Annotated in this window: 25 protein-coding genes and 6 pseudogenes; 18 read left to right on the top strand and 13 right to left on the bottom strand. The window is 59.5% G+C overall.

The features are described from left to right. Positions 1-35 precede the first annotated feature (35 nt). Together P6U28_RS00235 and P6U28_RS00240 are read left to right on the top strand one after the other, a co-directional pair. Positions 36-1,265: a CaiB/BaiF CoA transferase family protein gene (locus P6U28_RS00235; RefSeq protein WP_407121298.1), complete on the top strand. Its 1,230-nt coding sequence runs from the start codon at positions 36-38 to the stop codon at positions 1,263-1,265. Between the two features lie 572 nt (positions 1,266-1,837). After that, positions 1,838-2,992: an acyl-CoA dehydrogenase family protein gene (locus tag P6U28_RS00240; RefSeq protein ID WP_407123174.1), complete on the top strand. Its 1,155-nt coding sequence runs from the start codon at positions 1,838-1,840 to the stop codon at positions 2,990-2,992. A 213-nt stretch (positions 2,993-3,205) separates the two neighbouring features. Here the strand turns inward: P6U28_RS00240 and P6U28_RS00245 are convergent. Further along, positions 3,206-4,143, bottom strand: a protein-coding gene (locus P6U28_RS00245; protein ID WP_407121300.1) for an IS630 family transposase whose coding sequence is annotated in 2 segments (ribosomal slippage) — positions 3,206-3,450 and positions 3,450-4,143 — 939 coding nt in all. Because the reading frame shifts where the segments join, the coding sequence is not laid out codon by codon here. A gap of 583 nt (positions 4,144-4,726) precedes the next feature. On the opposite strand from P6U28_RS00245, the gene P6U28_RS00250 reads away from it, so the two are divergent. After that, positions 4,727-5,011, top strand: coding sequence for a hypothetical protein (locus P6U28_RS00250; RefSeq protein WP_407121302.1), 285 nt, complete (start codon positions 4,727-4,729; stop codon positions 5,009-5,011). Between the two features lie 481 nt (positions 5,012-5,492). Further along, positions 5,493-5,771: a hypothetical protein gene (locus P6U28_RS00255; RefSeq protein WP_407121304.1), complete on the top strand. Its 279-nt coding sequence runs from the start codon at positions 5,493-5,495 to the stop codon at positions 5,769-5,771. Positions 5,772-5,846: 75 nt separating this feature from the next. On the opposite strand, the gene P6U28_RS00260 is transcribed toward P6U28_RS00255, so the two are convergent. Continuing rightward, complete coding sequence (locus tag P6U28_RS00260) at positions 5,847-6,329, bottom strand: MarR family winged helix-turn-helix transcriptional regulator (RefSeq protein WP_407121306.1); 483 nt, start codon at positions 6,327-6,329, stop codon at positions 5,847-5,849. A 431-nt stretch (positions 6,330-6,760) separates the two neighbouring features. On the opposite strand from P6U28_RS00260, the gene P6U28_RS00265 reads away from it, so the two are divergent. Then, positions 6,761-8,293 carry a porin gene (locus P6U28_RS00265; protein WP_407121308.1) on the top strand — a complete coding sequence of 511 codons (1,533 nt, stop codon included), beginning with the start codon at positions 6,761-6,763 and terminating at the stop codon, positions 8,291-8,293. 106 nt (positions 8,294-8,399) lie between these two features. Here the strand turns inward: P6U28_RS00265 and P6U28_RS00270 are convergent. Beyond that, positions 8,400-9,403 (bottom strand): annotated as a pseudogene (locus P6U28_RS00270) (IS630 family transposase). 225 nt (positions 9,404-9,628) lie between these two features. Between P6U28_RS00270 and P6U28_RS00275 the strand changes: the two are divergent. The 5 genes from P6U28_RS00275 to P6U28_RS00295 all read left to right on the top strand — a co-directional run bounded on the left by P6U28_RS00275 (position 9,629) and on the right by P6U28_RS00295 (position 10,860). Continuing rightward, a complete protein-coding gene (locus tag P6U28_RS00275; protein WP_407121310.1) occupies positions 9,629-9,910 on the top strand; it encodes a hypothetical protein in 282 nt (93 codons plus the stop codon). Between the two features lie 94 nt (positions 9,911-10,004). After that, positions 10,005-10,145, top strand: a complete 141-nt coding sequence (locus tag P6U28_RS00280; protein ID WP_407121260.1) for an enoyl-CoA hydratase/isomerase family protein — start codon at positions 10,005-10,007, stop codon at positions 10,143-10,145. Between the two features lie 27 nt (positions 10,146-10,172). Beyond that, on the top strand, positions 10,173-10,352 hold the full coding sequence (locus P6U28_RS00285) for a hypothetical protein (RefSeq protein ID WP_407121312.1): 180 nt from the start codon (positions 10,173-10,175) through the stop codon (positions 10,350-10,352). 236 nt (positions 10,353-10,588) lie between these two features. Then, the gene (locus P6U28_RS00290) at positions 10,589-10,750 is read left to right on the top strand and encodes a hypothetical protein (protein WP_407121262.1); all 162 of its coding nucleotides are present in this window, start codon (positions 10,589-10,591) and stop codon (positions 10,748-10,750) included. Next, entirely contained in the window at positions 10,678-10,860 is a 183-nt protein-coding gene (locus P6U28_RS00295; protein WP_407123214.1) for a hypothetical protein, read from the top strand. The genes P6U28_RS00290 and P6U28_RS00295 overlap by 73 nt, the downstream gene beginning before the upstream one ends. A gap of 642 nt (positions 10,861-11,502) precedes the next feature. Here P6U28_RS00295 and P6U28_RS00300 read toward each other — a convergent pair. Beyond that, a pseudogene (locus P6U28_RS00300) lies at positions 11,503-11,712 on the bottom strand (IS630 family transposase); the annotation flags it as partial. Between P6U28_RS00300 and P6U28_RS00305 the strand changes: the two are divergent. Both P6U28_RS00305 and P6U28_RS00310 read left to right on the top strand, forming a co-directional pair. After that, positions 11,707-11,928, top strand: a pseudogene (locus P6U28_RS00305) (IS630 family transposase); the annotation flags it as partial. The pseudogenes P6U28_RS00300 and P6U28_RS00305 sit on opposite strands and share 6 nt — an antisense overlap. A gap of 225 nt (positions 11,929-12,153) precedes the next feature. Then, complete coding sequence (locus P6U28_RS00310) at positions 12,154-12,441, top strand: hypothetical protein (RefSeq protein WP_407121314.1); 288 nt, start codon at positions 12,154-12,156, stop codon at positions 12,439-12,441. Here the strand turns inward: P6U28_RS00310 and P6U28_RS00315 are convergent. Together P6U28_RS00315 and P6U28_RS00320 are read right to left on the bottom strand one after the other, a co-directional pair. Continuing rightward, positions 12,427-13,314, bottom strand: a pseudogene (locus P6U28_RS00315) (IS3 family transposase); the annotation flags it as partial. The gene P6U28_RS00310 and the pseudogene P6U28_RS00315 overlap by 15 nt on opposite strands. A 6-nt stretch (positions 13,315-13,320) precedes the next feature. Further along, positions 13,321-13,953: pseudogene (locus tag P6U28_RS00320) on the bottom strand (transposase); the annotation flags it as partial. A gap of 162 nt (positions 13,954-14,115) precedes the next feature. Between P6U28_RS00320 and istA the strand changes: the two are divergent. Next, entirely contained in the window at positions 14,116-15,654 is a 1,539-nt protein-coding gene (istA, locus tag P6U28_RS00325) for an IS21 family transposase (protein ID WP_407121089.1), read from the top strand. 15 nt (positions 15,655-15,669) lie between these two features. Beyond that, the gene (gene istB, locus P6U28_RS00330) at positions 15,670-16,413 is read left to right on the top strand and encodes an IS21-like element helper ATPase IstB (protein WP_249758007.1); all 744 of its coding nucleotides are present in this window, start codon (positions 15,670-15,672) and stop codon (positions 16,411-16,413) included. 203 nt (positions 16,414-16,616) lie between these two features. Here the strand turns inward: istB and P6U28_RS00335 are convergent, their stop codons facing one another. From P6U28_RS00335 to P6U28_RS00350, 4 genes and pseudogenes are all read right to left on the bottom strand, one after another. Next, positions 16,617-17,348, bottom strand: a complete 732-nt coding sequence (locus tag P6U28_RS00335; RefSeq protein WP_407121316.1) for an IS110 family transposase — start codon at positions 17,346-17,348, stop codon at positions 16,617-16,619. A 319-nt stretch (positions 17,349-17,667) separates the two neighbouring features. Further along, a pseudogene (locus P6U28_RS00340) lies at positions 17,668-17,952 on the bottom strand (transposase); the annotation flags it as partial. 27 nt (positions 17,953-17,979) lie between these two features. Then, positions 17,980-18,324: a hypothetical protein gene (locus P6U28_RS00345; protein ID WP_407121318.1), complete on the bottom strand. Its 345-nt coding sequence runs from the start codon at positions 18,322-18,324 to the stop codon at positions 17,980-17,982. 577 nt (positions 18,325-18,901) lie between these two features. Next, positions 18,902-19,252 carry a hypothetical protein gene (locus P6U28_RS00350; protein WP_407121319.1) on the bottom strand — a complete coding sequence of 117 codons (351 nt, stop codon included), beginning with the start codon at positions 19,250-19,252 and terminating at the stop codon, positions 18,902-18,904. Between the two features lie 1,280 nt (positions 19,253-20,532). Between P6U28_RS00350 and P6U28_RS00355 the strand changes: the two genes are divergently transcribed. Then, entirely contained in the window at positions 20,533-21,315 is a 783-nt protein-coding gene (locus P6U28_RS00355) for a CmcI family methyltransferase (RefSeq protein ID WP_407121320.1), read from the top strand. 176 nt (positions 21,316-21,491) lie between these two features. Here P6U28_RS00355 and P6U28_RS00360 read toward each other — a convergent pair whose 3' ends face one another. Further along, on the bottom strand, positions 21,492-21,929 hold the full coding sequence (locus tag P6U28_RS00360; RefSeq protein ID WP_407121322.1) for a hypothetical protein: 438 nt from the start codon (positions 21,927-21,929) through the stop codon (positions 21,492-21,494). 713 nt (positions 21,930-22,642) lie between these two features. Further along, a protein-coding gene (locus tag P6U28_RS00365; RefSeq protein WP_407121324.1) for an IS3 family transposase occupies positions 22,643-23,828 on the bottom strand; the annotation gives its coding sequence in 2 pieces (ribosomal slippage) (positions 22,643-23,576 and positions 23,575-23,828; 1,188 coding nt in all). Positions 23,829-23,873: 45 nt separating this feature from the next. Here P6U28_RS00365 and P6U28_RS00370 point away from each other — a divergent pair. Beyond that, positions 23,874-24,386 (top strand): CmcJ/NvfI family oxidoreductase, encoded by a 513-nt coding sequence (locus tag P6U28_RS00370; protein WP_407123175.1) that lies wholly within the window; start codon positions 23,874-23,876, stop codon positions 24,384-24,386. A gap of 161 nt (positions 24,387-24,547) precedes the next feature. Here P6U28_RS00370 and P6U28_RS00375 read toward each other — a convergent pair whose 3' ends face one another. Continuing rightward, positions 24,548-25,054, bottom strand: coding sequence for a flavin reductase family protein (locus tag P6U28_RS00375; protein WP_407123176.1), 507 nt, complete (start codon positions 25,052-25,054; stop codon positions 24,548-24,550). 61 nt (positions 25,055-25,115) lie between these two features. On the opposite strand from P6U28_RS00375, the gene P6U28_RS00380 reads away from it, so the two are divergent. Beyond that, entirely contained in the window at positions 25,116-25,259 is a 144-nt protein-coding gene (locus tag P6U28_RS00380) for a hypothetical protein (protein ID WP_407121326.1), read from the top strand. 315 nt (positions 25,260-25,574) lie between these two features. Next, entirely contained in the window at positions 25,575-26,771 is a 1,197-nt protein-coding gene (locus tag P6U28_RS00385; RefSeq protein ID WP_407121327.1) for an IS256 family transposase, read from the top strand. The last annotated feature ends 229 nt before the right edge of the window (positions 26,772-27,000 follow it).

A 27,000-nucleotide genomic window follows, 5' to 3' on the forward strand; every position in this document is an offset into this window, starting at 1 on the left:
GCGCGGCGCATGTCCAAATCCAGGAGGGAACGCTTATGTCGACTCTGCCGCTTTCTGGCATCAAGATCCTTGACCTCACGCGCGTGCTCGCCGAGCCCTTGTCGGCCCAGATGCTGGGCGATCTCGGTGCCGAGGTGATCAAGATCGAGCGGCCTGGCACTGGCGACGATGCGCGCGCCTTCGGCCCACCCTACCTCACTGACCCAGAAGGGAAGGAGAATAACAACAACTCGTTCTACCTCTGCGCCAATCGCAACAAGAAGTCCGTCACGGTCAACATCGCCAAGCCGGAAGGGCAGGAGATCATTCGCAAGCTTGTCAATGATGTCGACGTGTTCATGGAGAACTACAAGTTTGGCGACCTCAAGCGCTACGGGCTAGACTACGAAGAGATCCGGAAGATCAATCCCGGCATCATCTACTGCTCGGTGACCGGCTTCGGCCAGACGGGCCCATACGCGCCGCGCGCAGGCTACGACGCGATCTTCCAGGCCATGGGCGGCTTGATGAGCGTCACCGGCCACATGGACGGTGAGCCCGGCGCAGGGCCGATGAAGGTCGGTCCCTCCATCGTCGACTACATGACCGGCATGAACACCTCGATCGGCATCCTGTCTGCGCTCTATCATCGCAAGGTGAACGGCGGGCAGGGGCAGCACGTGGACGTTTGCCTGCTCGACACGGTCATCGCCTCGCTGTCCCACTATCTCCAGATCTATCTCGTCAGCGGCAAGAGCCCGCCGCGCCGGGGCACGTGGGGCAATGGCGGCATGCCGGCCGGCGTGTTCCGCTGCGCCGACGGCGAGCTGATGCTGGTGGTCGGCAATGACGGCCAGTTCGCGCGGACCTGCGCCGTGCTGGGCGCACCGGAGCTCGCAACCAATCCAAAGTTCGTCAAGAACAACGACCGTGTCGTCAACAGCAAGGAGATCATGGCGATCTTCGCCGGACGTTTTCTGAAGAATAATGTCGCCTACTGGCTGAAGGAGCTGGAAATGGCTGGCGTCCCCTCTGGCCCAGTGAACGACTTTACGCAAGTCTTCGCCGATCCTCATGTGCGCTCGCGCGGGATGGAGGTGAAGGTTGACCATCCCTTCAAGCAGTCGCTGTCTCTGATCCGCAATGCGCTCACGTTCTCTGAGACTCCGGTCAAAGAGTATCGTTACCCGCCGAGATTAGGCGAGCACACGTTGGAAATCTTGTCCGGAAAGCTCGGCTATAATGGCGCGAAGATCGCAGAGTTGAAGCGAACGGGAGTCATCTAGCGTAGTAACCTCCGAAACTCTATCCCCGCGCGTCCGGTGTGCCTCATGCTAGCAGGGAGCTCGCTTATGGATGCTCGCTTGCATATTGCCTGGGAGAACAACACGCAGCCCAAAAACTCCCGATGGGAAAGGGTGGACTGGCGGGGCGAATGCGAGAAACGGGCTGTTCAGTGCCGACGTGCTCTGCCGAGCGGGTCGGTACTCAGGCAAGGCGACTAATGACACTCGAGGGGCGGCGGCGATCACGACCGGCTCAATGGTTCCAAAACTCTGCGGCCGCTTGTCTTGCTCGTGTAAACATGGAAATCGCCGTTGTTGCCAAGAAAACTTCGCCTTTCTCAATCGACGACGGAATTTCGGCAATGCGAGGTCCTAGATTAGGAAAATTCGGCCTTCTGAGCAGGTATACGTTTTTAACGGATGAGTATATCGGGCCACCGAGATCACGCCACCGCGTCCTGGAGAACGATCATCCTTTGGTAAGCCGGTGACGGGTCATGCCGGCGAGCTCCTCCGCATCGTGGGCAGCGCGCTGTTGAGCCAATCACAAATCTGGGAACAGAGGAGACATGATGATCCGCGATCACGACACGTTGAACGCGTTGCTCGATTCCATTGAACGCTTCGTACGCGAGCGGCTTGTGCCGGCCGAGCATGTCGTCGCCGAAACCGACGAGATCCCCGAAGACATCATTGCCGAGATGAAGGAGCTCGGCCTGTTCGGTCTTACGATCCCCGAGGAGTACAATGGGCTAGGCCTTACGATGGAAGAAGAGGCGCTGGTCATCATGGCGATGGGCCAGACCTCACCGGCCTTCCGATCGGTATTCGGCACGACGGTGGGGATCGGTTCGCAAGGCATCCTGCTCGACGGTCTCGACTGGCAGAAGAAAAAGTACTTGCCCAAGCTTGCGACCGGCGAAATCATTGCATCGTTCGCATTAACCGAACCCGAGGCCGGATCGGACTCCGCTTCGCTGTGCACGACCGCGATCCGCGACGGCGATTTCTACGTCGTCAATGGCACAAAGCGCTTCATCACCAATGCGCCGCATGCGGGCATCTTCACCCTAATGGCGCGCACGAATCCCGAGAATAAGGGCGCTGGCGGCGTGACGGCGTTCATTGTCGAGCGCAACACGCCAGGCATTACCATCGGCGCGCGCGATAGGAAAATGGGCCAAAAGGGCGCACACACGGCCGATGTGATCTTCGAGAATTGCCGCGTGCCAGCCTCGCAGGTCATCGGTGGCCGGGAAGGCCAAGGTTTCAAAACCGCGATGAAGGTACTGGAGAAGGGCCGTATCCACCTTGCGGCCCTCGCGGTCGGCGCGGCAGAACGCATGTTGCGCGACGCGCTGAACTATTCGATCGAGCGCAAACAATTCAATCAGCCTATCGGGGAATTCCAACTTGTGCAGGCGATGCTCGCCGATAGCCAAGCGGAACTCTACGCCGCCAAATCGATGGTAATCGATGCCGCACGTAGGCGCGACGACGGAAAGAACGTGTCGACGGAAGCATCATGCTGCAAGCTGTTCGCTACCGAGATGTGTGGCCGCGTGGCCGACCGTGCGCTGCAGATATTCGGCGGAGCGGGCTACATGACTGAATACAGCATTGAGCGCTTCTACCGCGACGTTCGGCTGTTCCGGTTGTACGAAGGGACAACTCAGATTCAGCAAATCGTCATTGCCCGTAACATGATCAAGGAAGCACGCAGATAAATGCATCCATCCGCTCGTCGAGTCCGTGTGGCAAGAAGCGTCTTGCGCGTTACCCTGCTCGACCCGGATTAGCATCCGCCGACTGGTCCGCGACCTTAAGCACCAAAGCTTCTATGTGGTCGAAGGCTCGGGATTGCCGCTGACGATCATTTTGCGCGAAGCTATTCACTCCCTCGCTCGTGAAAGCGTAAAGGTCTAAAAAGCATGATGGCATTAGCTTCGATAGCCTGAGTTTTTGAGGTAGTTGGCGCATTCCTCTGAGGTGAAGGCATCGAGTGCTTGGCCGATTGCAGCGCAGACGGCGTCGACGGTTCGCGCGGCAGCCTTGCGGACCAAGTGCTTAAGCTTGGAAAAGACCTGTTCGATGGGGTTCAGGTCTGGCGAGTATTTTGGCAGGAAGAAGAGTTTGGCGCCGTCCGAACGGATAAGTTGGCGAACCACTTTGCTCTTGTGGCTACGAGATTGTCCAATACGACGATGTCACCGGGCTGAAGGGTCGGCAGGAGAACCTTCTCGACATAGGTACGGAAGCTTACGCCATCGATCGGCCCCTCGATGAACCATGGCGCATCGATCCGGTCATGGCGCAGGGCCGCCAGGAAGGTCATGGTCTTCCAGCGGCCATGAGGGACTTTTGTGTGAAGTCTGCTCCCGCGCGGCGCCCATCCCCGCAAGGGGGCCATATCGGTCTTAGTCCAAGTCTCGTCGATGAAGACCAGCCGTTCAGCTTTGACGCGATCTTGATACTTTGCCCACTGGGCTCGCCGCCGCGCGACCTCGGGACGATCGCGTTCGCCAGCCGCCACGCTTTTTTTGAAGCTGAACTTCTCGGCATGCACGAAGTCCCACACCGAGTGATAATCGACTTTCAGGCCGCACCCGGCGAGCTCAGCAACGAGACCGCGTATGGTGAAATCGCCGTCCTTGATCCGCTGCGACAACCAAACTGCGTGCTCACCCGAAATTGCCTTCGGCTTGTAGCCGCCGATCTGGCCAGGCTCGACACTGCCGGTCTCATCAACCCGCTTCATCCAGCTGATGGCCGTGCTGATTGCCACCCCAAACTGCTTGGCGGCCTGATTGCGGGACATCCCGCCCTCGATCGCGGCCACAACACGCTTGCGAAGATCAAGAGAGTACGGCTTGCCCATCGATACTGGCCTCCAATCCAGCCAGCATGGTGAATCAGAAACCGACTGATTTGGGAGTCCCAAATCGATTCAGACTAAACCCATCCCGCTTTTAGTCGGACGAACTGTCAGGAAGCGAGCTGATCGCTTAATTTTCGCAAGAATCGCCACTGCCGCGCGATCTTCAATTCCAAGTAGCTAGCGACCAGCGCACGAGTTCGTTTTCGAGTTGGGTGCTTGCGGTTGCTCTACTCCGCCCGGGAGGCCCGCCGACTTGATCTGCTCTGCGACAAGCGATGAACCGCATTTGACGCTCGCCAGAAGACGCTGAACTTCACGAATGTTCCGGCGTCCGTATCATTGTCATGTCGGCTCAACCAGACCTTGCGTGTGTCGTGCTCTCACGGCGGAAACCGTGCGCCTTGCCAAATAGGAAGCAGAATTTCGGCAAAGCTAGCACTGACATTGAGGAAATTCGGCTGGGAAGGCAAAGTAATATTCCTGTGATCCGATAGTGGATCGGTATCAAGAGGCGAACCGGATGTTGTGCGCTGCTTGGCCCCAAATATGGGGGGATCTTGCGTCCACACGGCGAGGTGCCGCGGTGTTCCTGGACAAGCTCGAGCGCATCTGGGCAGCAAGCAGTCGACAAAACTGGACCGCAAAGTGGATCAAGATCGGCGATGCTCAGTGCTTTCTTTGTGATCTGAATTTCAAAAAGGGAGCGTTCACTGAGGCAACCGAGGCTTGGCTTAGCGCGCTGACCGCCTTCGAGGTCGCCAGGCGGCTAATCGATGAAGATGATGAGCTAAGCAAAGAAACTTCGGCGAAGGTCGAATCTGGCATTCAGAGATCGGATCTTCCCTCAAGCAGAAGGTGGAGCGGGTAAAATTCGCCTGTGTTGATCAAGGCGAATTCGAAGCCTACTTCTTGCCCGGCGCCAAACCCGATGAACGTAGGCCGGCGGTCATTTGCATCAGCAGGGAAGAGGAGACACGGGCGACATTGCTCGGAAGGCTCTTGCCCGTGGCGGTTGGCCGCGACATTTCACTCCTCGTTGTCTGTCACGACGACTTCTCAAATCACTCGCCCGGCCAACCGGAAAACTTCTTTTCTTATTGTGTGGATTACCTGTCAGCTAGGTCTGAGGTGGATGCCACTCGGATCGGCGTGTATGGGGAAGGATTATCGGCTGCTCTAGCCACCGATTTCGCTGTGTTTGATCACCGGATCGCTGCGGCGGTCTGCGACGGTGGTCTTTGGAATTGGACTTCAACTGCGGCATCTGTCCGCTGGATGGCGAGGACAGCCGATATCGTAGACGAGGACGTCCAGTCGATCCGTCGTTTGCGGTTCGCGCGACATTTGAAATGTCCGGTTCTGGTGATTGCTGGGGGCGCGGCATGGTCAGCGAGTCGGAGGCGATGAACCTGCAAGCCGACTGCACCGCTGCGCGCGTCGACCTGGAGGTGGCCGTATCACCGGTGGCCCAGACCCCCACGGGCGAGATCGAAAACTTCGTCACCTCGGACGATCGTATATTTGGATGGCTCGAAAACAAGCTCGCGGCGGTTCAGATTCTCAGGCATGGCGGCCGGTACAAAGGTGAAGACCTCGCCAACGCTGTCGATATTCGGGCCGTCCCATAATTAGGTCGCCTTAATGGTGCTCCTTCTCGAGGGGCGCCATGAGGCAAGTTTGGGCAGTCGTTGTGGATTCGGCAGCTACAATATGCCTATGGTCAGTTTTTGAGATGCCAATCGGCTATTCTTGGCAATCGAGGTGAGCCGTTTGTTCAGGTACCGCAGTGACTCCTCATCAAGCTCGGCAAACATGGTCGAGTTGAGCGCCTGCCTCTTGATTGACAGATTGGCGATTTCAGACCGCGCCTTTTGGGTCAGCGATATCTCCAGAAATCGGGCGTCATCCGGCGATGTCACACGGACGAGGAATTCCATTTTTTCGAGCTTCTTCGTTTGGTTGGTAACGAAGGCGGTATGGATTCGCAGCTTATTCGCAACCGCTGTTCCCGAAACGCCGCGACCTTCATCGAGCTCATCGATCGCCATCAGGATCAACCACTGCGATTCGGAGATCCCGAGCATCTGCGCCCAACCCTTATGTATTTCTGCGAGTTGGGCGTTGATCTCGACAATGTTCCAGATGAAATCCCGCACCGCTCTCTCAGGATATTCATTCTCTGCCATGTTGGTCTTTCGTTTCGCTGGCGATAGCGGCCGGGTAGTCAGGTATCCCGCTTTAGCCGTCCGACATAGAGCCTAGGGGAAATTTTGCAATCTATATATTAATTAATGAATCCAATTGATTAGAACAATTAGATTTGCTGTCGCTTGGCTAGAAGTCCAAGGATTCCTCCGCAGATTACCTCTGGCCCCTCCCACCTGGTCGGATTTATAGAGATTCGGCTCATGACGGCGCGCCTGTTGCCGAATCGTCACGCCTTCGCAGCAAATATCGCTATCGAAAATTAATTAATTGCAGCAATTGATGTCTGAAATTACTGAGGTGTGGACAGCGAGGGGGGCCTCGAAGTCGATCGGTCGAGACGCACCCATTGGATGCGGCTGCAGCGGCGGATCTGGAAGGGAATGACGTTTTCCAACTTGGAGGTTCATCGATGAAATTGACGAAGACCCTTGTCCTCACTTCTGCGGCGATGTTCGTCGGCGCCGGGGCGCAGGCGGCCGATCTCCCCGTAAAGGCGAAGGCCATCGAGTATGTGAAGATCTGCTCGTTGTATGGTGCGGGGTTCTATTACGTTCCGGGCACCGACACTTGCGTCAAGCTTGGTGGTTATTTGCGTGTCGAGGCTGGCTTACGCACGAATTCATATGGTTACCCGGCCGATAGCGGTTTGGGAGGCGCGCAAAACCGCCTAAGCAACTACTATACGGCCTTTGCTCGTGAGGCCCTGAACATCGATACGCGGACCGCGACCGAATACGGTTTGGTCCGTACCTACTTCCAAGGTGTGTTCACTTGGTATTCGGGCGGATACAACGGGGCCGGTACGGGCCTGACGGGTGGGGCAACCGCGTACAATGCAGCTCCCGCTGGAACGAACGGTACCGGCTCGATTGCTGGCGGCAGGCTCGGCGTTTATGACGCCTTTATCCAGTTCGCTGGTTTCACAATTGGTAGGGCGCAGTCGCAGTTTTCTGCTCCCTGGGCCGAATATCCAGCGAACTGGTACGAAATGCCAGGGAGTGGCGGCTGGGAGCGCGTGGTCCAGCTCACGTATACGGCCGATTTTGGTCAGGGTATCACGGCCTCCTTCTCGGCTCAGGATCAAGTCACCAGTTACCAGGGCGGCATCTGGAACGTGAGCGCTGCGACGCCCGTAGCTAATGCCTTTGGTCAGTACGGTGCCAATGACACCGGCGGTTCGCGCGCTCCCGATCTTGTCGCCATGCTCCGCGTTGATCAGGCCTGGGGCCTCTTCCAGGCGTCCGTCGCTGCTCACGACAACCATGCGGGCTACTATGGGGCGTCAGAGGTAACTGGATATCCGGGCGATAAGTGGGGTTGGGCTGGTCAGCTGTCTTTGTCGATCAAGAATATCCCGAGTGGTCCGGGTGATACGATCAACATGTCGGCAGTTTATACTAAGGGTGCGAGCCGATATAACTTCCAAAGCTATGAGTCGAACGTCTTTGCAATGTACGGCGGTACGAGTTTGCCGGGTGCCTACCAGAGCGTTGGACTTGCTGGTGTTTCTGACTCCGTCTTCGTCGCTGGTTCGGGCCAGGAGTTGACTTCGACCTATGGCTTCAACGGAGGTTTCACTCACAACTGGGATCCGCGCTGGGCTAGCACCCTCTACGGTTCGTGGGCCGCTGTGCGCTATAACGGGACGGCCAAGGGTTACATCTGCGGTGCAGTCGTGACGAACCTTGCGCTGTCGAGCGGGCTTCCTGGGTGTAACCCCAACTTCAACCATGCGACGATCGGTACATACACGTCCTGGACCCCAGTCAAGGGCCTGACCTTTCTGGCCGAGCTCAATTACATGATGCTGGACCAGAAATATGCGAGCGGAAGCACTGTAACGCTGCCGCTGCAGGCGAATATTGCAAAGCCGGGTGCAGCCTATGAGCTGAAGAACCAAAACAGCCTCACGATGCTGCTTCACGCTCAACGCAACTGGTGATAGCTAAAGGAAGTTGGATCTACTCTTGACGTCCAAACAGGCCTCCGGCATGCGTGCTGGAGGCCATTTGTTTCAAAATGGTCTGTCAAGCTAGGTAGCAATCTCGCTAGTGTCCTGAACCAGAAGTTCGCAACACCACATCGGCGTTTTCCGGGGCATTGTATCGGCAGAAGCGCTCGATTGAAGCAAGGATGTCATCGGCGGACTTGGTCCATCGGAATGGTTTGGGATCGGCGTTGTGTCGTTCGATGAATGAAGCGATGTCGGCCCTGAGGGCGGCGACACTCCGATAGACGCCGCGCCTGATCTTCTTGTCGGTAAGGAGCGCGAAGAAGCGCTCGACCTGATTGAGCCATGAGGAGCTGGTCGGGGTCAGGTGCACATGCCAACGCGGCCTTTTAGCTAGCCATCGCCGGATCAGCGGGGTCTTGTGCGTGGCGTAGTTGTCCATGACGAGATGGACGTCGAGCTCGTGCGGCACGGCGGCCTCGATCTCATCGAGGAACTTGCGGAATTCGGCGGCACGGTGGCGTCCGTAGGACTTGCCGATGACCCGTCCGGTTGCAATATCGAGGGCGGCGAACAGCGACGTGGTGCCATGCCTTTTGTGGTCATGGCTCCTTCGGGCTGGCTGGCCGGGACGCATCGGCAACATCGGTTGGCTGCGGTCCAGAGCCTGGATTTGGGACTTTTCGTCCACACACAAACGATGGCGTGCTGCGGCGGCGAGACGTAAAGGCCGACGACGTCGCGGACCTTGGCCACGAAGTTCGGATCGGTCGAGAGCTTGAACGTCTCCATCCGATGCGGCTGGAGCCCGAAGGCCCGCCAGATACGTTGCACCGTCGACACCGACAGGCCGCTGGCCTTTGCCATGCCGCGGGAACTCCAATGGGTGGCGTTCTCGGGGCAGTTCTCCAGCGTTCGCACGATCACGGCTTCGATGCGGGCATCGTCAACGGTGCGCGGAGCCCCGGAACGCGGCTCGTCGTGAAGCCCGGCCACGCGCTGCTCTACAAAACGGCGCCGCCACTTGCCTACCGTGCCCCGCTCCAGGCCCAGCTTGGCCGCCACTTCCTTGTTCTGTCCCCCCTCCGCGCAGGTCAGCACGATCCGGGCTCTCAGAGCCAGCGCCCTGCGCCGTCTGCCGTCGCGTCGTCAGCGACTTCAGTTCGGCACACTCATCATCGCTCAATATCAGGGGCGCAAGTCGCTGGACCGACATCGGATCCTCCGTCGTTGTTCCAGCACATCTCTGGCACAACCACGCGAATCTAATGCGATTCTACGATTGCGAACTTGTGACTCGGGACACTAGGCAACGCGGGTCTGACCTTGCCCAAGGTTTATCCAGTTACGGTCGATTACGGCATCATTCTCGATGGCGAGGTTGGCTCGAGCTCGATGATGGGCGGTAGACCGGCTGCGCAGGCACGATGTGTTCGTCCAGAACGGCACCCGCCATGCCTGGCGCAAGGCGCTGCAGTGCGCAAGTCTCTGCTAGACTCGGTGAACGCGGTGATCTCAGACCCTGAAGTGAAGTCGACCGCTCTGACGTGCGTGGGTCGTGTCTTCATCGCCGGTGATGACATCATGGAATTTGGCAAGCCGGCCTAGCTGCCGTCGTGGAACGAGATGATGGCGCTGCTGGAAACTCGTCGAAGTCTATCGTCGCTTCGATCCACGACAACGGACTCGCGGAGGGCTCAAGGTGGCGTTGGTCTGTCACTTTCAGGTCGCGACGAACGATGCCAAACTCTGCTTGCCTGAAGTCAAGCGTGGCCTGCTGCCTGGGGCCGGCGGCACACAGCTTCTGCCGCGCGCAGTCGGACCAGGCTTGCGGTCAAAATGATCATTGGGGGGTGAGCCGATCAGCGCGGTGGACGCGCTGAATTACGGTTTGATCGACGAGATTGTTGCGGATCCCGCTTCCGGTGGCGAGGCATTTGCCCGCAAGGTCCTTCGAGAAGCGACCGCTCCGCCGGCTGCGCGATTGCGACTCCAAGCCGGCGCGGCCAAGGCAGACCGCTCAATCTTTACGGACGCGATCGCCGCATGATCAAGTAAGCATGCGGTCGGAAAGCGCCGTTCGCTGCGGCGGATGCGGTAGGTGCGGCGACCGATTTACGATTTGAAGAAGGAGTTCGAAGGCTTTAATAACTCTTCGCCCGGCGAGCAGTGGAAGGCGCCGCAATATGCCTTCTTCGCCGAGCGCGAGGCCAAAATATTCCTGGCCTGCTCGAGTTGGCAGAGCCGCGTCCCGTCAATCGTGTCACGATCGTTGGCGCAGGTACCATGGACGGCGGAATCGCGATGTCTTTTGCTAATACTTGCATTCCCGTGATACTCATCGAGACCGGCGAGGAACAACTTAGGCGGGCATCATGCAGAAGAACTGGGATCCAACCGGCGAAGCGCGGCATTCCGGCAGATGCGCCCCCAAGCGCATGGCGCTGATCAAGGTTCGCGGACCGGAAAACGTCGACGCGGACCTGATCATCGAGGTCGTGTTCGAGACGATGGCGGCCAAGAAATTCTCGATACGGCTGTCATCCGTCTTGACGTAGCCGATGGCGACCGCCAAATGAAGTTCACCGCGCCGTGCTTTTGGCGCATGCATCGACGGACCGTTGCCGGACGACCGACAACTTCATCTCACTCATGTGCCCCTCATGCCAAGCAACAGGGGGTCATTGGGTGAGCGTGGATCATAGATGGCTTCTTCATCGACAATCAGCGATCACCGGGTGGTACGGATAGGCGATCTCGGCTTCGAATGTCAGAAACCCTGCACTATGGGGCCGGCTCAGACGGTGGTGCCGAGCATTGGGCCATCATCGACGCGCTGGTCGAAACTTGCCTATGCCGCACTCGGCATAGTGTATGCCGCCCGCCGAACTATGCCGAACGGGTCCGGTATGGCACATCGTTGTCACGCCGGCATCTTCGATCGCGTGCACGGTTGCCCATTCCATTCGGCATAGTCTGATCGTTCGGAGCGCCTCTGGGAAGGCGAGCAGGCGATCGTTTGGCTGGAAGCGGATTCATGCTTTCCCAGGAGCGACTGGACACTATCGGCACTGAGCCGGCCCCCGCGCACGTTGGGGAACAGCACTGTTGCTCCGCCTCGATCTCAGGCGCGTCAAGGTGTACCTGTCGCTTGTTGTGCCGCTTGCTTGGTATGGCGAGCACGCGCTAGTCACGTGAATCTAAAGTTCATCGCATAAAGTCTGCTGGGCTTTGTGGCAGAAGCGTTTGACCGAAGCCAGAATCTGATCTGCGGACTTGGTCCATTTGAAGGGCTTCGGGTTTTTGTTGTGCAGCTCGATGAATGCACGAATGTCGGCCTCGAGCTGCCGGACGGAGGTGTGAACACCTCGCTGGATCTGCTTGCGGGTGAGTTCAGCGAACCAGCGCTCCTTACCGATAAGAAGATCAGGCGCGGCGTCTATCGCAGCGTCGCAGCCCTTAGGGCTGACATCACCTCGTTCATCGAGCGGCACAACGCCGATCCCAAACCGTTCCGATGGACCAAATCCGCCGATGACATCCTTGCTTCCATCGAGCGCTTCTGCCGATACAATGCTCCGGCAGAACACAACGCGATATTGCGAACTTCTGGTTCAGGACACTAGATCAACACACTGTGTGCCGGCTCCTCGAAGGACATCGAATCTGAAAAAAAGATCAGATGGCAGGCAGACGCAGGTTACGCGTCTTCGCGCTGGCGCCGCGCTTTACGTCGAGATCAGTTAGGAAGCCGATGAAGGTTGCTTCCAAATCGGTGAGTGTCAGGCCATCTCAGCTGCACCTGTGCGAACATGAACTGCAGCCGGACCGCGTTCCTGTAGGAGGCGATCGTGTTGGCGTTAACATTGTGCTGGCGCATGAGGCGCTCGGTGAAGAAGCGCTTAATCAACGTGGCGACATTGCAGGCGGGCTTCATGGCGTCACCTCCTACGCCGATCGAGACGCCGCGCCGCTTCTTCCATCAAGTCGAGGTAGCCCGAGGCATACCAGTAGGTCTTACGCAGGCCGGCGTGGCCGAGGTAAGTGGGGCGAACTGGGAGTTGCTGCTCGACGTCCTTGCCTTCGCGATAGCAGTTGATCTTCCCCCGAAAAAATGGACAGGGTTAAGCTGCTTTTAGCTCCATCTCGATCGGGCTGATATAGCCGATGGCGGAGTGACGACGCTTTCGATTGTAGAAGCCCTCGATGTAAGCAAAGATATCACGTCTGGCTTCCTCACGTGTTTCATAATGCTGCTGATGGACGAGTTCTGTTTTGAGCGTGTGGAAGAAACTCTCCATCGGTGCGTTATCGTAACAATCGGCCTTGCGGCTCATCGAGGCCCGAAAACCGGCGGCCTGCATCATCTTGCGATACTCCGCCGAAGCATATTGAACGCCACGATCTGAATGGTGGATCAAGCCGGCGCCAAGCCGCTGTGTCGCAATGGCCATCGCTAGGGCCGCCATCGGCAGTTCGGCGCGCAAATGATCTGCCATCGCCCAGCCGACGATTTTGCGGCTGTAGAGATCCATCAGCGTGGCCAGATAGAGCCAGCCCTGCTCGGTCTCGACGTAAGTGATGTCGGCGAGCCAGATCTGGTTCGGAGCAGTGGCGATGAAGTTGCGCTCGAGAAGATTCGGGGCGATCGGGAAATCGTGACGGCTGTCGGTGGTCCGCACCCGGCGTGGCTTCGCCATGATGGCCCTGATGCCATGGCGGCGCATCAATCGCTCGATGCGACCGCGGCTGGCCCCGCGGCCATGAGCCCTCAACTCGGCATGGACGCGCGGGCTGCCATAGCGGCCATTGGTGTCGCGGTGAACCCGCCTGATGTCGTCGACGAGCTCACGATTGGCGGCGGATCGCTGGCTCTCCGGGCGCGAGCGCCAGGCATAATAGCCGGCCGGCGAGACACTGAGCACGCCGCACATGATTGTCACCGGATAGTCGGCGCGGCGATCTTCGATGAAGCGGAATCTCATTTCGGAACTCCAGCAAAGATCGCAATGGACTTCCTAAGAAACAGCCGGATTGGCGTCCTCCGGAATGGCCTGTAAGACGAAGCCCAGCGATTTGGCTCTGCGTTGTAGGTTGGCGAGGACGCGGCTGCGATATTGTTGCTCATAGTGGGCGGCACCCGGATCTTTGTAGCTCATGCCATGCCGGAGTGTGTTGTAGAACAAAACCGCAATCTTGCGGGCGGTCGCCGTCACGGCTTTCGACTTGCCCGCTCGGGAGGCTAGCCGACGATAGAATGCGCCGAGCGCTGTATCGCTTCTGCCAACGGTTGTGGCTGCCAACCGCAACAGTGCGGCTGCCCGACTCGAAGACCTTCGGGTACGTGAAGAAAGCACCTTGCCACCAGAGATTTTGTTGCCTGGCGCAAGGCACAGCCAGGAGGTGAAGTGCTTGGCGCTCGGCCAAGCCCTCAGATCGGTGCCACACTCCCCGACAAGCTTCAATGCCAGTGATGGACCCAACCCGTGGATCTCAGTCAGATCGACGCCGAGCACGCCGTACAGCGCGGTCCGGACATCGAAGGTAGGTGCGTTGACCTGTTTGGTCTTGATGCGTGGCTTGGATAGCTTTCCGATCGGCTTTGCGCCCTTATTGTTCAGTGCCGCGATCAGGACTGCGCGTTCCAGCCGATCGTGATCACCGATTCCAGGCCATCGTGATCACGCGTTCCAGAGCATCGTGATCACCATTTCCAGCCGATCGTGATCGATCGGGGGCAACCAGGAGGCGTCCACCGCTGACAGTCTGCAACCTGGCTACCTTGGTCTTTTGCCTAACCGCAGAGGATCGAGATGCCGACCGAGAGACTGTCCATGCGCCACATTCGTGAAGTTCTACGCCTGCACTACAGCGTCGGCATGTCGCAACGCGCCGTTGCCCGCAGCCTCGGCCTGGCCCAAGGCACGGTCAGCAAGTACCTGAACCGAACCCGCCGCGCCGGCCTGACCTGGCCGTTGCCGCCGGAGCTGGATGACGATGTCCGGCTCGAGAACCGCCTATATCCGCCACCATCCGATCGGCCCAGCGACGAGCGTCCGCAGCCGGATTGGGCGCTGGTGCATCGCGAGCTGCGGCGCTCAAACGTCACGCTGATGCTGTTGTGGGAGGAGTATTGCGACGCAAACTCCGACAGCTTCAGCTACTCGTGGTTCTGTGAACGCTACAAGGAATGGGCCGGCCGCCTCAAGCCGACCCTGCGCCAGGTTCATGTCGCCGGCGAGAAGCTGTTCGTTGATTATTCCGGCCACACCATGGAGGTGGTTGACGGGCTCAGCGGTGAGGTGCGGAGCGCGCAGATCTTCGTCGCCGTGCTCGGCGCCTCGAACTACACCTACGCCGAGGCCAGCCTCAGCCAGAGCCTGCCGGACTGGATCGCCTCGCACGTTCGGGCGTTTGCCTATTTCGGCGGCGTGGCCCGGCAGACGGTGAGCGACAACCTGAAGGCCGGCATCACCCGGGCCTGCTTTCATGAGCCGATGGTCAACCGGACCTATGCCGATCTCGCCCGCCATTACCGCACCGCCATCGTCCCGGCGCGGCCGTATCGGCCGCGCGACAAGGCCAAGGTCGAAGTCGGCGTCCAAATCGTCGGACGATGGATTCTGGCGCGCCTGCGCAACCACCGCTTCTTCTCGCTTGCCGCCCTCAACGAGGCGATCCGTGTGCTTCTCGCCGATCTCAACAATCGACCGCTGCGCAGCTGGGGACGAAGTCGGCGCGACCTGTTCGAGGAGCTCGATCGTCCGGCGCTCACCCCCTTGCCGGATGAACCGTACGAGTATGCCGAGTGGAAGCGCTGCCGGGTCAATCTCGACTATCATGTCGAGATCGCCAAACATTACTACAGCGTTCCTCACAACCTCGTGCATCAGGAGGTCGAGGCTCGGATCACCGCGCGAACGGTCGAGATTTTCCTGCGCGGCAAGCGCATCGCCTCGCACCTGCGCAGCACGCTGCCGCATCGCCCAACGACGATTTCCGAGCATATGCCGAGCTCGCATCGCCGCTATCGTGACTGGACCCATGAGCGTATTCGTTCCGAAGCCGCCAAGGTCGGCCCCGACGTCGACACTCTGATCGACGTCATCCTGCGGTCGCGGCCGCACCCGGAACAGGGCTTCCGCTCCGCCATCGGCATTCTCGGGCTGGTCAAGCGCTACGGCCAGGAACGCGTCGACGCCGCCTGCGCCCGTGCCCTCCTGATCAACGCCCGTTCGTACAAATCGGTCGCCGCCATCCTCAAGAACGGCACTGACAGAACCGCTCCGCCCGCCGAGGAGGCGCCCATCCTCTTCCACGCCAACATCCGTGGCCGCAGTTACTACAATTGATCAGGAGAGATCAGCATGCTCATTCACCCTACCGTCGATCGCTTGCGCGCCCTCGGCCTCGCCGCCATGGCCGATACCCTCGTCGAACTGCAGAACAATCCCGAGGCGGCCGGGATGCCGCATCCCGATTGGCTCGGCCTCCTCGTCGATCGCGAGGTCACCGCCCGTGACAACCGCCGCCTCACGCGCCGCTTGACCAGTGCCAAGCTCCGCCAGGCGGCCGCCATCGAGAATGTCGATTATCGCACCGCCCGCGGCCTTGACCGTTCGCTCTTCCAGACCCTCGCCACCTGCCAATGGATCCGTGATGCCAACCACCTGGTCATCGTCGGCCCAACCGGCACCGGCAAGTCCTGGCTTGCCTGCGCGCTCGGCAACAAGGCTTGCCGCGACGGCTTCTCCGTCCTCTACAAGAGGGCATCTCGCCTGTTCGCCGATCTCGCCCAGGCGCGCGGCGAAGGCCGTCTGGCGCGCCTGATCGCCGCTCTGGAGCGCGTCAATCTCCTCATTCTCGACGACTGGGGACCCGAACCGCTCACCGCCGACCAGCGGCGCGATCTGCTCGAGATTGTCGATGATCGCTACGACAAGGGGTCGTTGTTGATCACAAGTCAGGTCCCCGTGTCGCAATGGCACGACGTCATTGCCGACCCCACTCTTGGCGATGCGATATTGGACCGCATCATTCACAATGCGCATCGCCTTGAGCTCAAGGGCGACAGCCTGCGCCGTCAGGCCGGCGAAAAGAAAAAACCGTGAGCGCCTCGCGCACGATCGCCCCGCCGGCCCACAGGCCCCTCCCGCGCGCGTCGCTACGTCGCTCGTGGGGCACTCCGCGCCGCGCACGGGGCCCTCCCATGGACCGCCGGGACGATCTCCAAGCCAGCCCAACCATCCTTGACGAGGAGACTATTTCCAGCACACTTAAACCCGTCAGTCGTGTTCGTCTCCTGTGATCACGATCATCTGGAATCCGTGATCGCCATCGTCTGGAACACCTGATCACCATTCCTGGAATGCGCAATCAGGACCTCGAGCTTGCGGTCACAGTCCAGCATCTTCGCCTGGTAGACGTCGTAGAGCTCCAGCGACTGGGTCAGCGCGAAGACATGTTCGTGCCGGTCGTTGCCCACCAGCGCCGCACGGATCGTCGCGATGGATGAATGGCATCGCACGTCCCGATAGGTTGCCAAGACGTCAGGATTCCGCTCGCCTGCAACAATGGCTCGGATAATCCGCATGCCCGTCGCGCCGGTGATATCCGAGACCACATGATGGAGCTGCAGATTCATCTCCATCAGGGCCTTCTGCATATGCTGGATATGGGCGGCGGCATATTCCACCAGCCGCTCCCGTTGGCGCAGATACGCGCGCAGGGTTGCAATCTCGGCATCAGGTCGGAAGCTGCCGCGTAACAGGCCATAGGAATGAAGCTGGCGCAACCACGCGGCTTCGCTGACATCGGTCTTGCGCCCGGGCACGTTCTTGGCGTACCGCGCATTGACCAAGATCACCTCAAACCCGCGCTGCTCCAGGATCTCGTAAACCGGGATCCAATAGACCCCGGTGGATTCCATCGCGACACTCGTCACGCCGCAGGCTCTGAACCAGTCCGCCAGCTCATGCAGGTCTTGCGTGAATGTACCGAAAGAGCGCACCGGCACGTCGGTGCAAGCTGGGTCCACCGCGGCCATGTGCATCTTTGATCCAATGTCGATGGCGGCGGCCCCGACATTGACCAGCTTCAGTTCCGGTCGGTCGCCGATCGTCCTCTTGGCATGGCAATCCTCCGTTCAATGATGAGCAGGAGGGTCTGGGCTATGCCAATCGTCATCTTCCTAATCGGGATCGTCGCCATGCGACGTCACCACTCTCAAGTTCGCATGCACCCATGGACTATGTTTTTTAACGGGGATTGTGCCTCCAATAATCCAGCGGCCGCTACCCTCCCAGCGCCGAGGATAGCACAAGGCTGTTTCTACGCCGCGCAGGCGCGCCACGGTGCTGGACCGTTTTTAAAATATCGCGCTCCATGCGCAGCCGCTCGTTCTCCCGCTGCAAACGCGCGATCTCCGCCGCGTGGTCCGCCGACGGCAGCGTCGCCTGCGTTGTGGGGCGCCGCGTCGCCGCCGTCGGCTCTAGCCGGGCCCCTCGCTGCTCCACCCACCGCCGCAGCACGGAATCGCGCAGGCCAAGCTCCCTGGCAACAGATCCGATCGAGCGCCCGCTCGACGCTACGAGATCAACCGCTTGCCGCTTGTAGTCATCCGTAAACGACCGACGTTGACGTCCTTCCATCCGAAACCTCCTGGCTCTTCGAGCCTACTACAGGTGTCCATCAATTCGGAGGAGGTTCAAGTCGAGCAGCGTCCGGAAGGCGAAGCGATGACGGAAGTTGTGCACGCTTGGCTCGGTACGATCATCTGGGCGCCGCAGCCCGATCTTTCTGGACAATCGCCAGAGGATGCGATGAACGGATTGGTGCAGCAAGCGGCCTCCCTGTTCGGCAACGAAAACCTCGAGCCGCAGTGTGATCCGAGCATCGCGTGCACCGTCGGCTAGTGTCGCGCACCGCGGATGCAATGGCACGAGCCGCGACTTGCCGAACTTGGCCAGCCGGACCATCAGCCCGCCGACGTAGAGGTCGAGCTGATCGCGCTCCGGGCCCATGGTCTCGTATACGCATGCCCATCACGGCTATGGGCCCGAACAGGATATGGTGGGTCCATCGGCGCAGCCCGCCCGCTGGCGGCAGAGCCAGCGCCGCCGTCAGCAACGCATCGATCTCCACGTCGCTCTAGACATAGGGCTTGGCGCGCTTCCATCCAGTCAGCACGCTGACGGGCGGTTCTCGGATCGAAGTTGGCGAAATGGCGCGCGAACCCGCGCACGTCACTCAATCGCAGCGCCCAGGGTGCATGACGATCGGGCGACCAACGTTGCCTATTCACGGCCAGCTTCGTCGTGATGATCCTGGCATTGCGCTTCTCCGTGAAAACAACGGAAGTTGGTGAGCCGGCGGGTCTGGTGCTCGTACTTGTATCCAAACCCCTTACGCATGCTCAGGGTACTTATCGGGTGCGACGCGAAGATTGGCCATTGCACGCGTCCCGGCCAGGGCAGGCTCAATCTTCAACGTATCGATATCGACCTTCGCGTGAATTCGGGTAATGTCGTGATTCTCGCACCGCAGGAACTGTCTGATTTCCGATACGGTCCCGCCAGATCGGAGAAGCTCGTAGCGAGACTATATTGGAAGATATGGGCCCCTCAGCGTGCGCACCGTCAATTCCAACGCGATCGAGGTGGCCTTGGCAATCATGGTGATCGCACATCCGGAACAAACCCGATGTGCGGCGCGAGTGTGCGGACGAACAACCGTCGGCACGACGACTTTGGGCGGCGACTCCGCAGATATGCAATGATGGCCACGCCAACGTCTGGGTATCGGCATCCGTGCGTGCTGGCGGCCCTTGGCGCGAACGAGTATCTCGCTGGCGCGCCAGTCGATATCATCGAGGGTGAGCGTCGCGACCTCGTTGGCCCACAGGCCGAGCTTGGCCAGCAACAACAGATTGGCGTAGTCGCGCCGTCCCATCACCGTCTCTCGGTCGCAACCGTCGAGAGCCTTCCGCACCTGAGCGGCAGGCAGATAGGTCGACAGAGTTGCGGGCTTCCATCACCGCATCGATGGACGCAATCAGCGAACGGGCGGGCGTTGAGCCCCGATGGTGAAGGTAACGGATAAAGGCGGGCAACGACCGGCACGTCGCCTTGCCTGTTCCCGGGCTCCAATCTTGGGCGCGGCGCTCAACGTAGCGGATCACGTCCTCTTGGTTGATCTTGCAAAGGGCGGTGACGCCGCCGGAGCACACCTCGTGTTAAAAAATGGGCATGACCGGGAGATGGACCTCGGGGCCAAGCCGCACTGGGATCGCAGGTAGGCATCGAACTGCTTGAAGATACGTTGGTGCTGGGTGAGAGGCGCTACCACCAACGGCGCGATCGCGCCGTCCTCGCGCAGCACTGATAGCCATCGCTTGAGCGTGGCCCGGTCACCGGGTTGGATAAACTGCCTCCCGCCTTAATGTCGGAAGTACCGCTCAACGAACTGCTCATCGACCAGCTCATAGCGACGGCTCGCAATCCAACTCAGGAGCCCGCCAACTGGTCGGCCACGTCACCGGCTGGCGGTGGCAGGGTCAGATCACTCACGCCACCGGAACGGCCGAGGGCGCGCCTCGGAGAGCATGCTCAAGGTGAAGGCCAAAGGAGCCGGACGCCGGATCACGGTCGGCGAGAACACGGCCGATGACGCCGCCGATCACGTGGCCGACCTGCGTGGCCAACGTTGCGCCGCATGTGGCAATATAACAGCGCCTCAAACCGAGGACGTCAGAGCGCGATTGAGGGCCTCACCACTCGGCACGAGGGCTATGGTATGTCGCAATAGCGACGGGCGATGGTTGAATGCATCTTCGCTTGGGGCAAGCAGCACGGCACCATGCGAAAAACCAGACATCGCGGCGTGGTCCGCTCGCCGCCGACTTCATGCTGAATTTGATCGCCTACAACCTGATCCGAATCCCGAAGCTGATCGCGGCATAACCGCTCCAAACATCAAATCCCAACCCAGCAGGAAAAATCCAAGGCCCCAAACTCAAATTAATCAGGCGTGGGGTTTTTCAGTAGATTGCTGGTGTGAATCCACCCCGTCCATGTCCGATGATAGCGCCGATGTTCCGAAGTCGACAAAGAGCGTAGGCCGCTCCTTTCGGAATCCTGTGCGTTTCTCACCCTTCCTGAGCGAGCGCCTCATTCGGCGAGTGGCACGCTAGTTGCTCCGGTAAGAAGGCAGACGCAGCACGGAGATCATCAATGAAGATCGCTTCCGAACACAAAGCCTTTTGGGACGCCGGTAACGAGAACTACCCCGATCAGATGAGACCTGACGGATTCAGCGGTCAACTTTTTACCCCGGGTGCTCTCGACGGAATAAAGGCCGTCCTGGATAATGATTGTTCTGATCGCTTTGCAAAGCCCTCCGATCGAGGTTGGATGTCGGCTATCTACCCTTGGACCGGTGACCGACGCCACACCAAAATTGGAGCCTTGGCGAAGACTTATCGAGGCCTCATAATTATCAAGACTCCCTTTGATCTAGCTTTGTATCCAAGGCTCATTTGGGAGCTTCAGCCACGGACAATTATAGAGCTCGGCTCATGCCAGGGTGGTAGCGGATTGTGGTTCGCTGACAATATGTCAGTGCTTTGTGAGAAGCCCGGCGAAGTTCACTCGTTTGATTTGTATACCAAACTGGTTCATGAGAATGCAAGAAAGCATCCACTACTTACCTTTCATCAAGTTGACCTGTCTGACGTCGCAAACCTTGACAAAAATTTGCTGGTGACCCTTCCTCATCCCTGGCTCGTGATCGACGACGCACACGTGCAAATATTTTCGGTGTTTTCTTACCTGAACAATTTTCTGGTGTCGGGTGACTATTATGTGATTGAAGACAATCCTGCATTAGCAAATAGAGAGATCATCGATGGCTTCCAATTGATCGAGCAAGCAGGATTCCTAGTCGATACTTATTATACTGACGCGTTTGGGACCAACGTTACCTGTGCTCCAAATGCATGGCTTCGAAAGTCGTAAGTTGCGCCGACAGTTGCCCGATGCAGTAGTGCGGCCCGCAAGATCGAGCGGTGGCCAGTCGGCGAATGTCCGATCTCTATAGAAATCTCTATATAGGAGGCCATTCGTGAATGGCGGAGTGGCCCACAGGCCGAGCTTGGCCAGCAACAACAGATTGGCGTGGTCGCGCCGTCCCATCACCGTCTCTCGGTCGCAACCGTCGAGAGCCTTCCGCACCTGAGCGGCAGGCAGATAGGTCGACAGAGTTGCGGGCTTCCATCGCCGCATCGATGGACGCAATCAGCGAACGGGCGGGCGTTCAGCCCCCGATGGTGGAGGTAACGGATAAAGGCGGGCAACGACCAGCACATCGCCTTGCCTGTTCCCGGGCTCCAATCCTGGGCGTGGCGCTCAACGTAGCGGATCACGTCCTCTTCGTTGATCTTGCACAGGGCGGCGTCGCCGGAGCACACCTCATGCAGGAACCTGCGGATGACCGGGAGATGGCGTACGGTGGACCTCAGGGCCAAGCCCCGCTCTGACCGCAGGTAGGCATCGAACTCCTTGAAGATCCGTTCGTGCGTCGTGAGAGGCGGAAGCACCAACGGCGCGATCGCGCCGTCCTCGCGCAGCACTGATAGCCATCGCTTGAGCGTGGCCCGGTCACCGGGTTGGATAAACTGCCTCCCGCCTCGATGTCGGAGGTACCGCTCAACGACCTGCTCATCGAGATCGACTAGCTTGTAGCGACGGCCTGCGATCTAACTCAGGAGCCCGCCAACCACGTTGAGGCAACGCCACGTGCCGTGCGACGTCGCTAATTGCCCACCGCCTGCCGCTCCACACACAGTTTGTACGCCACTTCCGTGTTCTGACCACCTTCCGTCTTCTGCGCAGGTCAGCACGATCGGGGCGCTCGGAGACAGCGCCTGCGCCGTCTTGCGCCGCATCGTCAGCGACTTCAGTTCGGCACGCTCATCATCACTCAAAGTCTAGGGGCAGGTTGCTGGACCGCCATTTAGATCCTCCATCGCTGTTTGCATTGCATGGCCGGAATTGACGTCGCCGAGCGACATCCGGTGATCCACACCTCGTCTTACGAATTTGCCGAGGAGGCCTGAATAGGATTCGAAGCGAAAACGTTCGACTAGCTCCACTTAGCTGTTATTTGCGAAGCTGCCTGTGCGAGGGCGCGTGATCCGCACCTCGTTCGCGAGGGATATCTTGAGGAGATGGTCCCGTTCATCAAGGACTACTTCAATGTATCTTTGGTCGTGCCCTACAGACGTGGCGTCATGGTACGTCGCGCCGGTCCGAATTCCGTTTCGGGTGACCTGCCACTGAATTTTCATCCGGCAGCGGTTAGAGTCTCGGAGCTTTGTACGCCAAGTGGCGCGGTTGGAGCAACGGACGATCGGCGGAGCTGGTCGGGGTTGCGTAGCCGATCGTCCGTTGCGGTGAGGTGGGCGGCATAAGCCGCGGGGGTCATGTATTTCAGCGACGAGTGAGGCCGCTGAAGATTGTAGTCGGCAACCCAATTGGCGATCTTGGCGCGGGCATGGTCGAGATCGAAGAAGAGAGTCTCGTTGAGCAGCTCGTCACGCATCCGACCATTAAAACTCTCGATAAAGCCGTTCTGCATCGGCTTTCCCGGCGCGATAAAGTGCCAAGCGATGGCTGTGTCCTTGCTCCAGGCGAGCATGGCGTTGCAGGTGAACTCGGTGCCATGGTCGGACACGATCATTCCTGGCTTTCCGCGTCGCTCGACGACGGCCGTCAGTTCGCGGGCCACGCGCCGTCCCGAGATCGACGTCTCTGGAATGGCGCCCAGGCATTCCTTGGTGACGTCGTCGACGATGTTGAGGATGCGGAAGCGCCGGCCGTTGGCGAACTGGTCGTGAACGAAGTCCAGCGACCAGCGCGCATTGGGCATCGCCTCGACTAGGATCGGGGCACGGGTCCCCACGGCCTTGCGGCGAGCCCGCCGCTTGCGGACGGTGAGCCCTTCTTCCCGATAAAGCCGGTAGATCCGGTTGATCCCCGATGGCTCACCCTCCCGCCGCAGCAGCACGAACAGCCGGCGGTAGCCGAAACGCCGCCGCTCGTTGGCAAGGTCACGCAGCCGGCCACGGAGAGTCGCGTCCGGAGGACGGCTGGAGCGATAGCGGATCATCTTCCGATCCGCTCCGACAATCGAACAGGCCCGCCGCTCCGACAGGCTCATGACGGCCTGCAGATGCGCGACCGCAGCGCGCTTGGCGGCGGGCCCTACCATTTTTTGAAAGAAGCTCGCGAAGGGCGGCGGCGTCGAGCATCTGCTCGGCTAGAAGCTTCTTCAGCTTCGCGTTCTCGTCCTCCAGCGCCCTCAGCCGCTTCGCCTCTGAAACGTCCATGCCGCCGAATTTGGCCTTCCAATTGTAGATCGTTGCTTCCGAGACTCCGTGCTTGCGAGCCAGGTCGGCCGTCTTTGCCCCAGCCTCATGCTCCTTCAACACTGCGATAATCTGCTCTTCCGTGAACCTTGCTCGCTTCATCTGTCCGTCCTTCTTCGGGCCGGACTCTAACTCCATCTGGAGGAAATACGCAGGGGCAGGTCACAGAGCGTCAAGGGAACTGCACGAGTGGCCCATGTCGATTACGCACCGATCGCCGCCCCAGTCCTCGCGGCGCGGGAAAACGTACGGCAAGGCATTCCGTTGGAGTCGTACTCTCGATTGATGATCATCCAGGCATGGAGGGTCATTTCACGGCCTCCACACGACTTGCCGTTGGCAGTGTGCGATAGCTCCAGCGTACCTGAAAGCGATTTGCGTTTTTGCCAGACAGACTACAATCGCGATGATAGCGACGTATTCGACGGTCGTTTCTGGACTGCCTCCCCTCACCACAGCCCGCAACATCGCTGGTATTACTTCCCTGACATGTCGGAGCAGGCACTTCTTCTATGGAATGGCTACGATTCGGAGCAGAAGTGCTATGCCCCACACGTGGATTTCGACAATCGTCGTGCGTTCCCCATTCGGCGCCTCGTGAGAGTATCGAAGCTCGCTTTTTCGTGCACTACCGTTGAGTGGTCGAGATCGTCTCTGTGACTATCCGGTGGGCCATCATTTATCGAGGCAAAGACGATAGGCCTCCGCTGCCGAATTCGAGCATCCGATGCAGGCGGCATTCGAGGCTAATCGGTGCGGCAGCGATGCGCGGAGACCGGACAATGCGGCTTGGGCTGACCGCTATCCCCAGCGCCTCGGTTTCACTCACCCCGGGCGGATAGAATGCCGAAGTCTGGTGCATGACTGCCGCAAGGTCCTCGCTCACGAACATTGAGCACAAAATCGGCACTCGTGGCCGCGTTGCAGGCGGTGTCCTTCGACGCCCCATCACGACGCGCGCAATTCACTATCACCATCGGCGGTCGAATGCAGAGTATGGTGTAGGCGCTGAATGGTGCGGCATTGACGATGCCGTCCGGCGAGACCGTTGTCAGCCAAGCGATTGGCCGCGGCACGACTGAGCCGATCATAAGTTTGTAAGCCGCCTCGTAAGGCCTCGTAAGACAGCGTCTTTGCATCAATCTCCATGATGAAAACGGTACGAGAAAGCGCCGCGGAAATGGAGCAAAAGCCCGGTGATGATTGCAGAAATTCCGCGTGTGTCCGGCGACGCTGCACGTTTCCACAATGAAGTTGCGTCGGCTGCCCCAACTGCGAAGTACGCTCACCGGCCGGGCGTCACCTTCGCCCGGGCAACTGGTGCGCATCAACAGATGCGTCGGCTGTGCGACGGACGTACCTCCTCAATGTTACCGAAGAATATACAGGATGGCCACGACAATCTTTGGTGAGCTCGGTCTTGCGCAGTTGGTGATCGTGCTCGACGCCGGCGCGACGGACTTGAATTGTGCCTCGTTCGCAAGATCAGGAGGGAGCATTGAGCTCATGAGCGGTTTTCAGCCGGCCGATTGACCGATCTGACTCACTGCAGCGGGACCGGGCAGCTCGTTCGGAAATGTCCCGATTCGTTTTTGGTGACAGGCGACGACGAATTACCGGGTCATCTCCGCTTTCTCCGCCCAGCCGCGAGCAGGGAAGAACAATTTGTGTCGGTGCGCGAACTGGCGAGACTGCTAGATGCTCGACGCCCTAGTCAGAGTATGTTCCATGGCGCTCGAGACGGCCTGGTAGTGTGCGGGAGGTTCTGCAAAAGCTGAGAGGCTGAAGCGGTCATGGTAAGTCCGGTGATTGCGAAGATCACCGCTCGTAGAGGAGCTTGGACCCGCCATGACCGTGACGAAGATTAGGACGGATGTCTCTGCAGTCAAAGAGTTGTTGAGGTCGGACAAGGAGTTCCTGAAGCCGCTGATCCAGGGTGCGGTGCAGGACATTCTCGAAGCCGAGATGACGGAGACGCTGGGTGCGGAGAAAGGGGAGCGCAGCGAGGGGCGGCTTGGCTATCGCTCCGGCTACTATTCCCGCTCGCTGATCACCCGGGTCGGCAAGATCGAGCTGAAGGTGCCGCAGGACAGGCAGGGACGGTTCTCGACCGAGCTGTTCGAGCGCTACCAGCGCTCGGAGAAGGCGCTGGTGGCGGCCTTGGCCGAGATGTACGTGCAAGGGGTCTCGACCCGGAAGGTGAAGCAGGTCACCGAGGAGCTGGTGGGCCATGCCTTCTCGGCCTCGGCGATCAGCGCGATCAACAAGCGGCTGGATGCGTCGCTGAAGGCGTTCTGCGAGCGCAAGCTCAAGGAGCCGTTCCCTTATCTGATCCTGGACGCCCGTTACGAGCGCGTCAGGGACGATGGCATCATCGCGAGCCAGGCGGTGCTGATCGCGATCGGGGTCGACTGGGAGGGCCGGCGTCAGGTGCTCGCGGTTGATCTCGCCAACCGGGAGAGCCGATCGAGCTGGAAGGAGTTTTTGGAAGGCCTGAAGACCCGCGGCCTGCATGGCGTCGAGTTCGTCGTTTCCGATGATCATCCGGGCTTGAAGAAGGCCATTCCCGAAGTTCTCACCGGCGTGTTCTGGCAGCGCTGTTATGTGCACTTCCTCAGGAACGCGCTCGACTATGTGCCTCGGAAGGTCGATGACGATTGCCTGCTGGAGCTCAGATGGATGTACGACCGGCGCGACCTCTCGGAGGTCCGGCGCGATCTGGCCGCCTGGCTCGGCAAATGGGGCGGCAAGTACCCCAAGCTCACCGGCTGGGTGGAAGAGAACATCGAGGAGACGCTCACCTACTTCCGCCTGCCGCTGGCGCACCGCAAACACATGAAGTCGACCAATATGCTGGAGAGACTCAACGAGGAGATCCGGCGGCGCACCTACGTGGTGCGGATCTTCCCCAATGCCGAGAGCTGCTTGCGGCTGGTGCGCGCCTTGACCGTCGAGCGTCACGAGACCTGGCTCGAGGATCATCGCTATCTCAACATGGACCTGCTCAAGGAACACAAGAAGGAGGCGTTACGCCAGGCGGCCTGACGATGCTCAGGCCCACCAAGGGGATGCACGCCACCCCTCTCCGCCGCCGTCGCTCGCCAGCGCTACGCTTTGGGCAAGCGAGCGACGGCGGCTCCGAGGGGATGGCTCGGCCGGACCCCATGATCAATTTTGCTGAACTTGATGCACAGAACTGACGGCCTCTTGTAAATCTGATTCTGAGGTGCCTTCGAACGCGGCGCGCCGGTTTGGGCGAGAACTGGCCATGAGC

Source organism: Bradyrhizobium sp. STM 3561 (assembly GCF_045571455.1).
Classification (GTDB): domain Bacteria; phylum Pseudomonadota; class Alphaproteobacteria; order Rhizobiales; family Xanthobacteraceae; genus Bradyrhizobium; species Bradyrhizobium vignae.

What these genes read in the sequence shown, in the direction of transcription:
- P6U28_RS00235 (WP_407121298.1), top strand. Translation starts at nt 36, where the DNA reads ATGTCGACTCTGCCGCTTTCTGGCATCAAGATCCTTGACCTCACGCGC.
- P6U28_RS00240 (WP_407123174.1), top strand. Translation starts at nt 1,838, where the DNA reads ATGATCCGCGATCACGACACGTTGAACGCGTTGCTCGATTCCATTGAA.
- P6U28_RS00255 (WP_407121304.1), top strand. Translation starts at nt 5,493, where the DNA reads ATGTCCGGTTCTGGTGATTGCTGGGGGCGCGGCATGGTCAGCGAGTCG.
- P6U28_RS00260 (WP_407121306.1), bottom strand. Translation starts at nt 6,329, where the DNA reads ATGGCAGAGAATGAATATCCTGAGAGAGCGGTGCGGGATTTCATCTGG.
- P6U28_RS00265 (WP_407121308.1), top strand. Translation starts at nt 6,761, where the DNA reads ATGAAATTGACGAAGACCCTTGTCCTCACTTCTGCGGCGATGTTCGTC.
- P6U28_RS00290 (WP_407121262.1), top strand. Translation starts at nt 10,589, where the DNA reads ATGGACGGCGGAATCGCGATGTCTTTTGCTAATACTTGCATTCCCGTG.
- P6U28_RS00295 (WP_407123214.1), top strand. Translation starts at nt 10,678, where the DNA reads ATGCAGAAGAACTGGGATCCAACCGGCGAAGCGCGGCATTCCGGCAGA.
- istA (WP_407121089.1), top strand. Translation starts at nt 14,116, where the DNA reads ATGCCGACCGAGAGACTGTCCATGCGCCACATTCGTGAAGTTCTACGC.
- istB (WP_249758007.1), top strand. Translation starts at nt 15,670, where the DNA reads ATGCTCATTCACCCTACCGTCGATCGCTTGCGCGCCCTCGGCCTCGCC.
- P6U28_RS00335 (WP_407121316.1), bottom strand. Translation starts at nt 17,348, where the DNA reads ATGGCCGCGGTGGACCCAGCTTGCACCGACGTGCCGGTGCGCTCTTTC.
- P6U28_RS00345 (WP_407121318.1), bottom strand. Translation starts at nt 18,324, where the DNA reads ATGGGCCCGGAGCGCGATCAGCTCGACCTCTACGTCGGCGGGCTGATG.
- P6U28_RS00350 (WP_407121319.1), bottom strand. Translation starts at nt 19,252, where the DNA reads ATGGGACGGCGCGACTACGCCAATCTGTTGTTGCTGGCCAAGCTCGGC.
- P6U28_RS00355 (WP_407121320.1), top strand. Translation starts at nt 20,533, where the DNA reads ATGAAGATCGCTTCCGAACACAAAGCCTTTTGGGACGCCGGTAACGAG.
- P6U28_RS00375 (WP_407123176.1), bottom strand. Translation starts at nt 25,054, where the DNA reads ATGCGCACCAGTTGCCCGGGCGAAGGTGACGCCCGGCCGGTGAGCGTA.
- P6U28_RS00380 (WP_407121326.1), top strand. Translation starts at nt 25,116, where the DNA reads ATGGCCACGACAATCTTTGGTGAGCTCGGTCTTGCGCAGTTGGTGATC.
- P6U28_RS00385 (WP_407121327.1), top strand. Translation starts at nt 25,575, where the DNA reads ATGACCGTGACGAAGATTAGGACGGATGTCTCTGCAGTCAAAGAGTTG.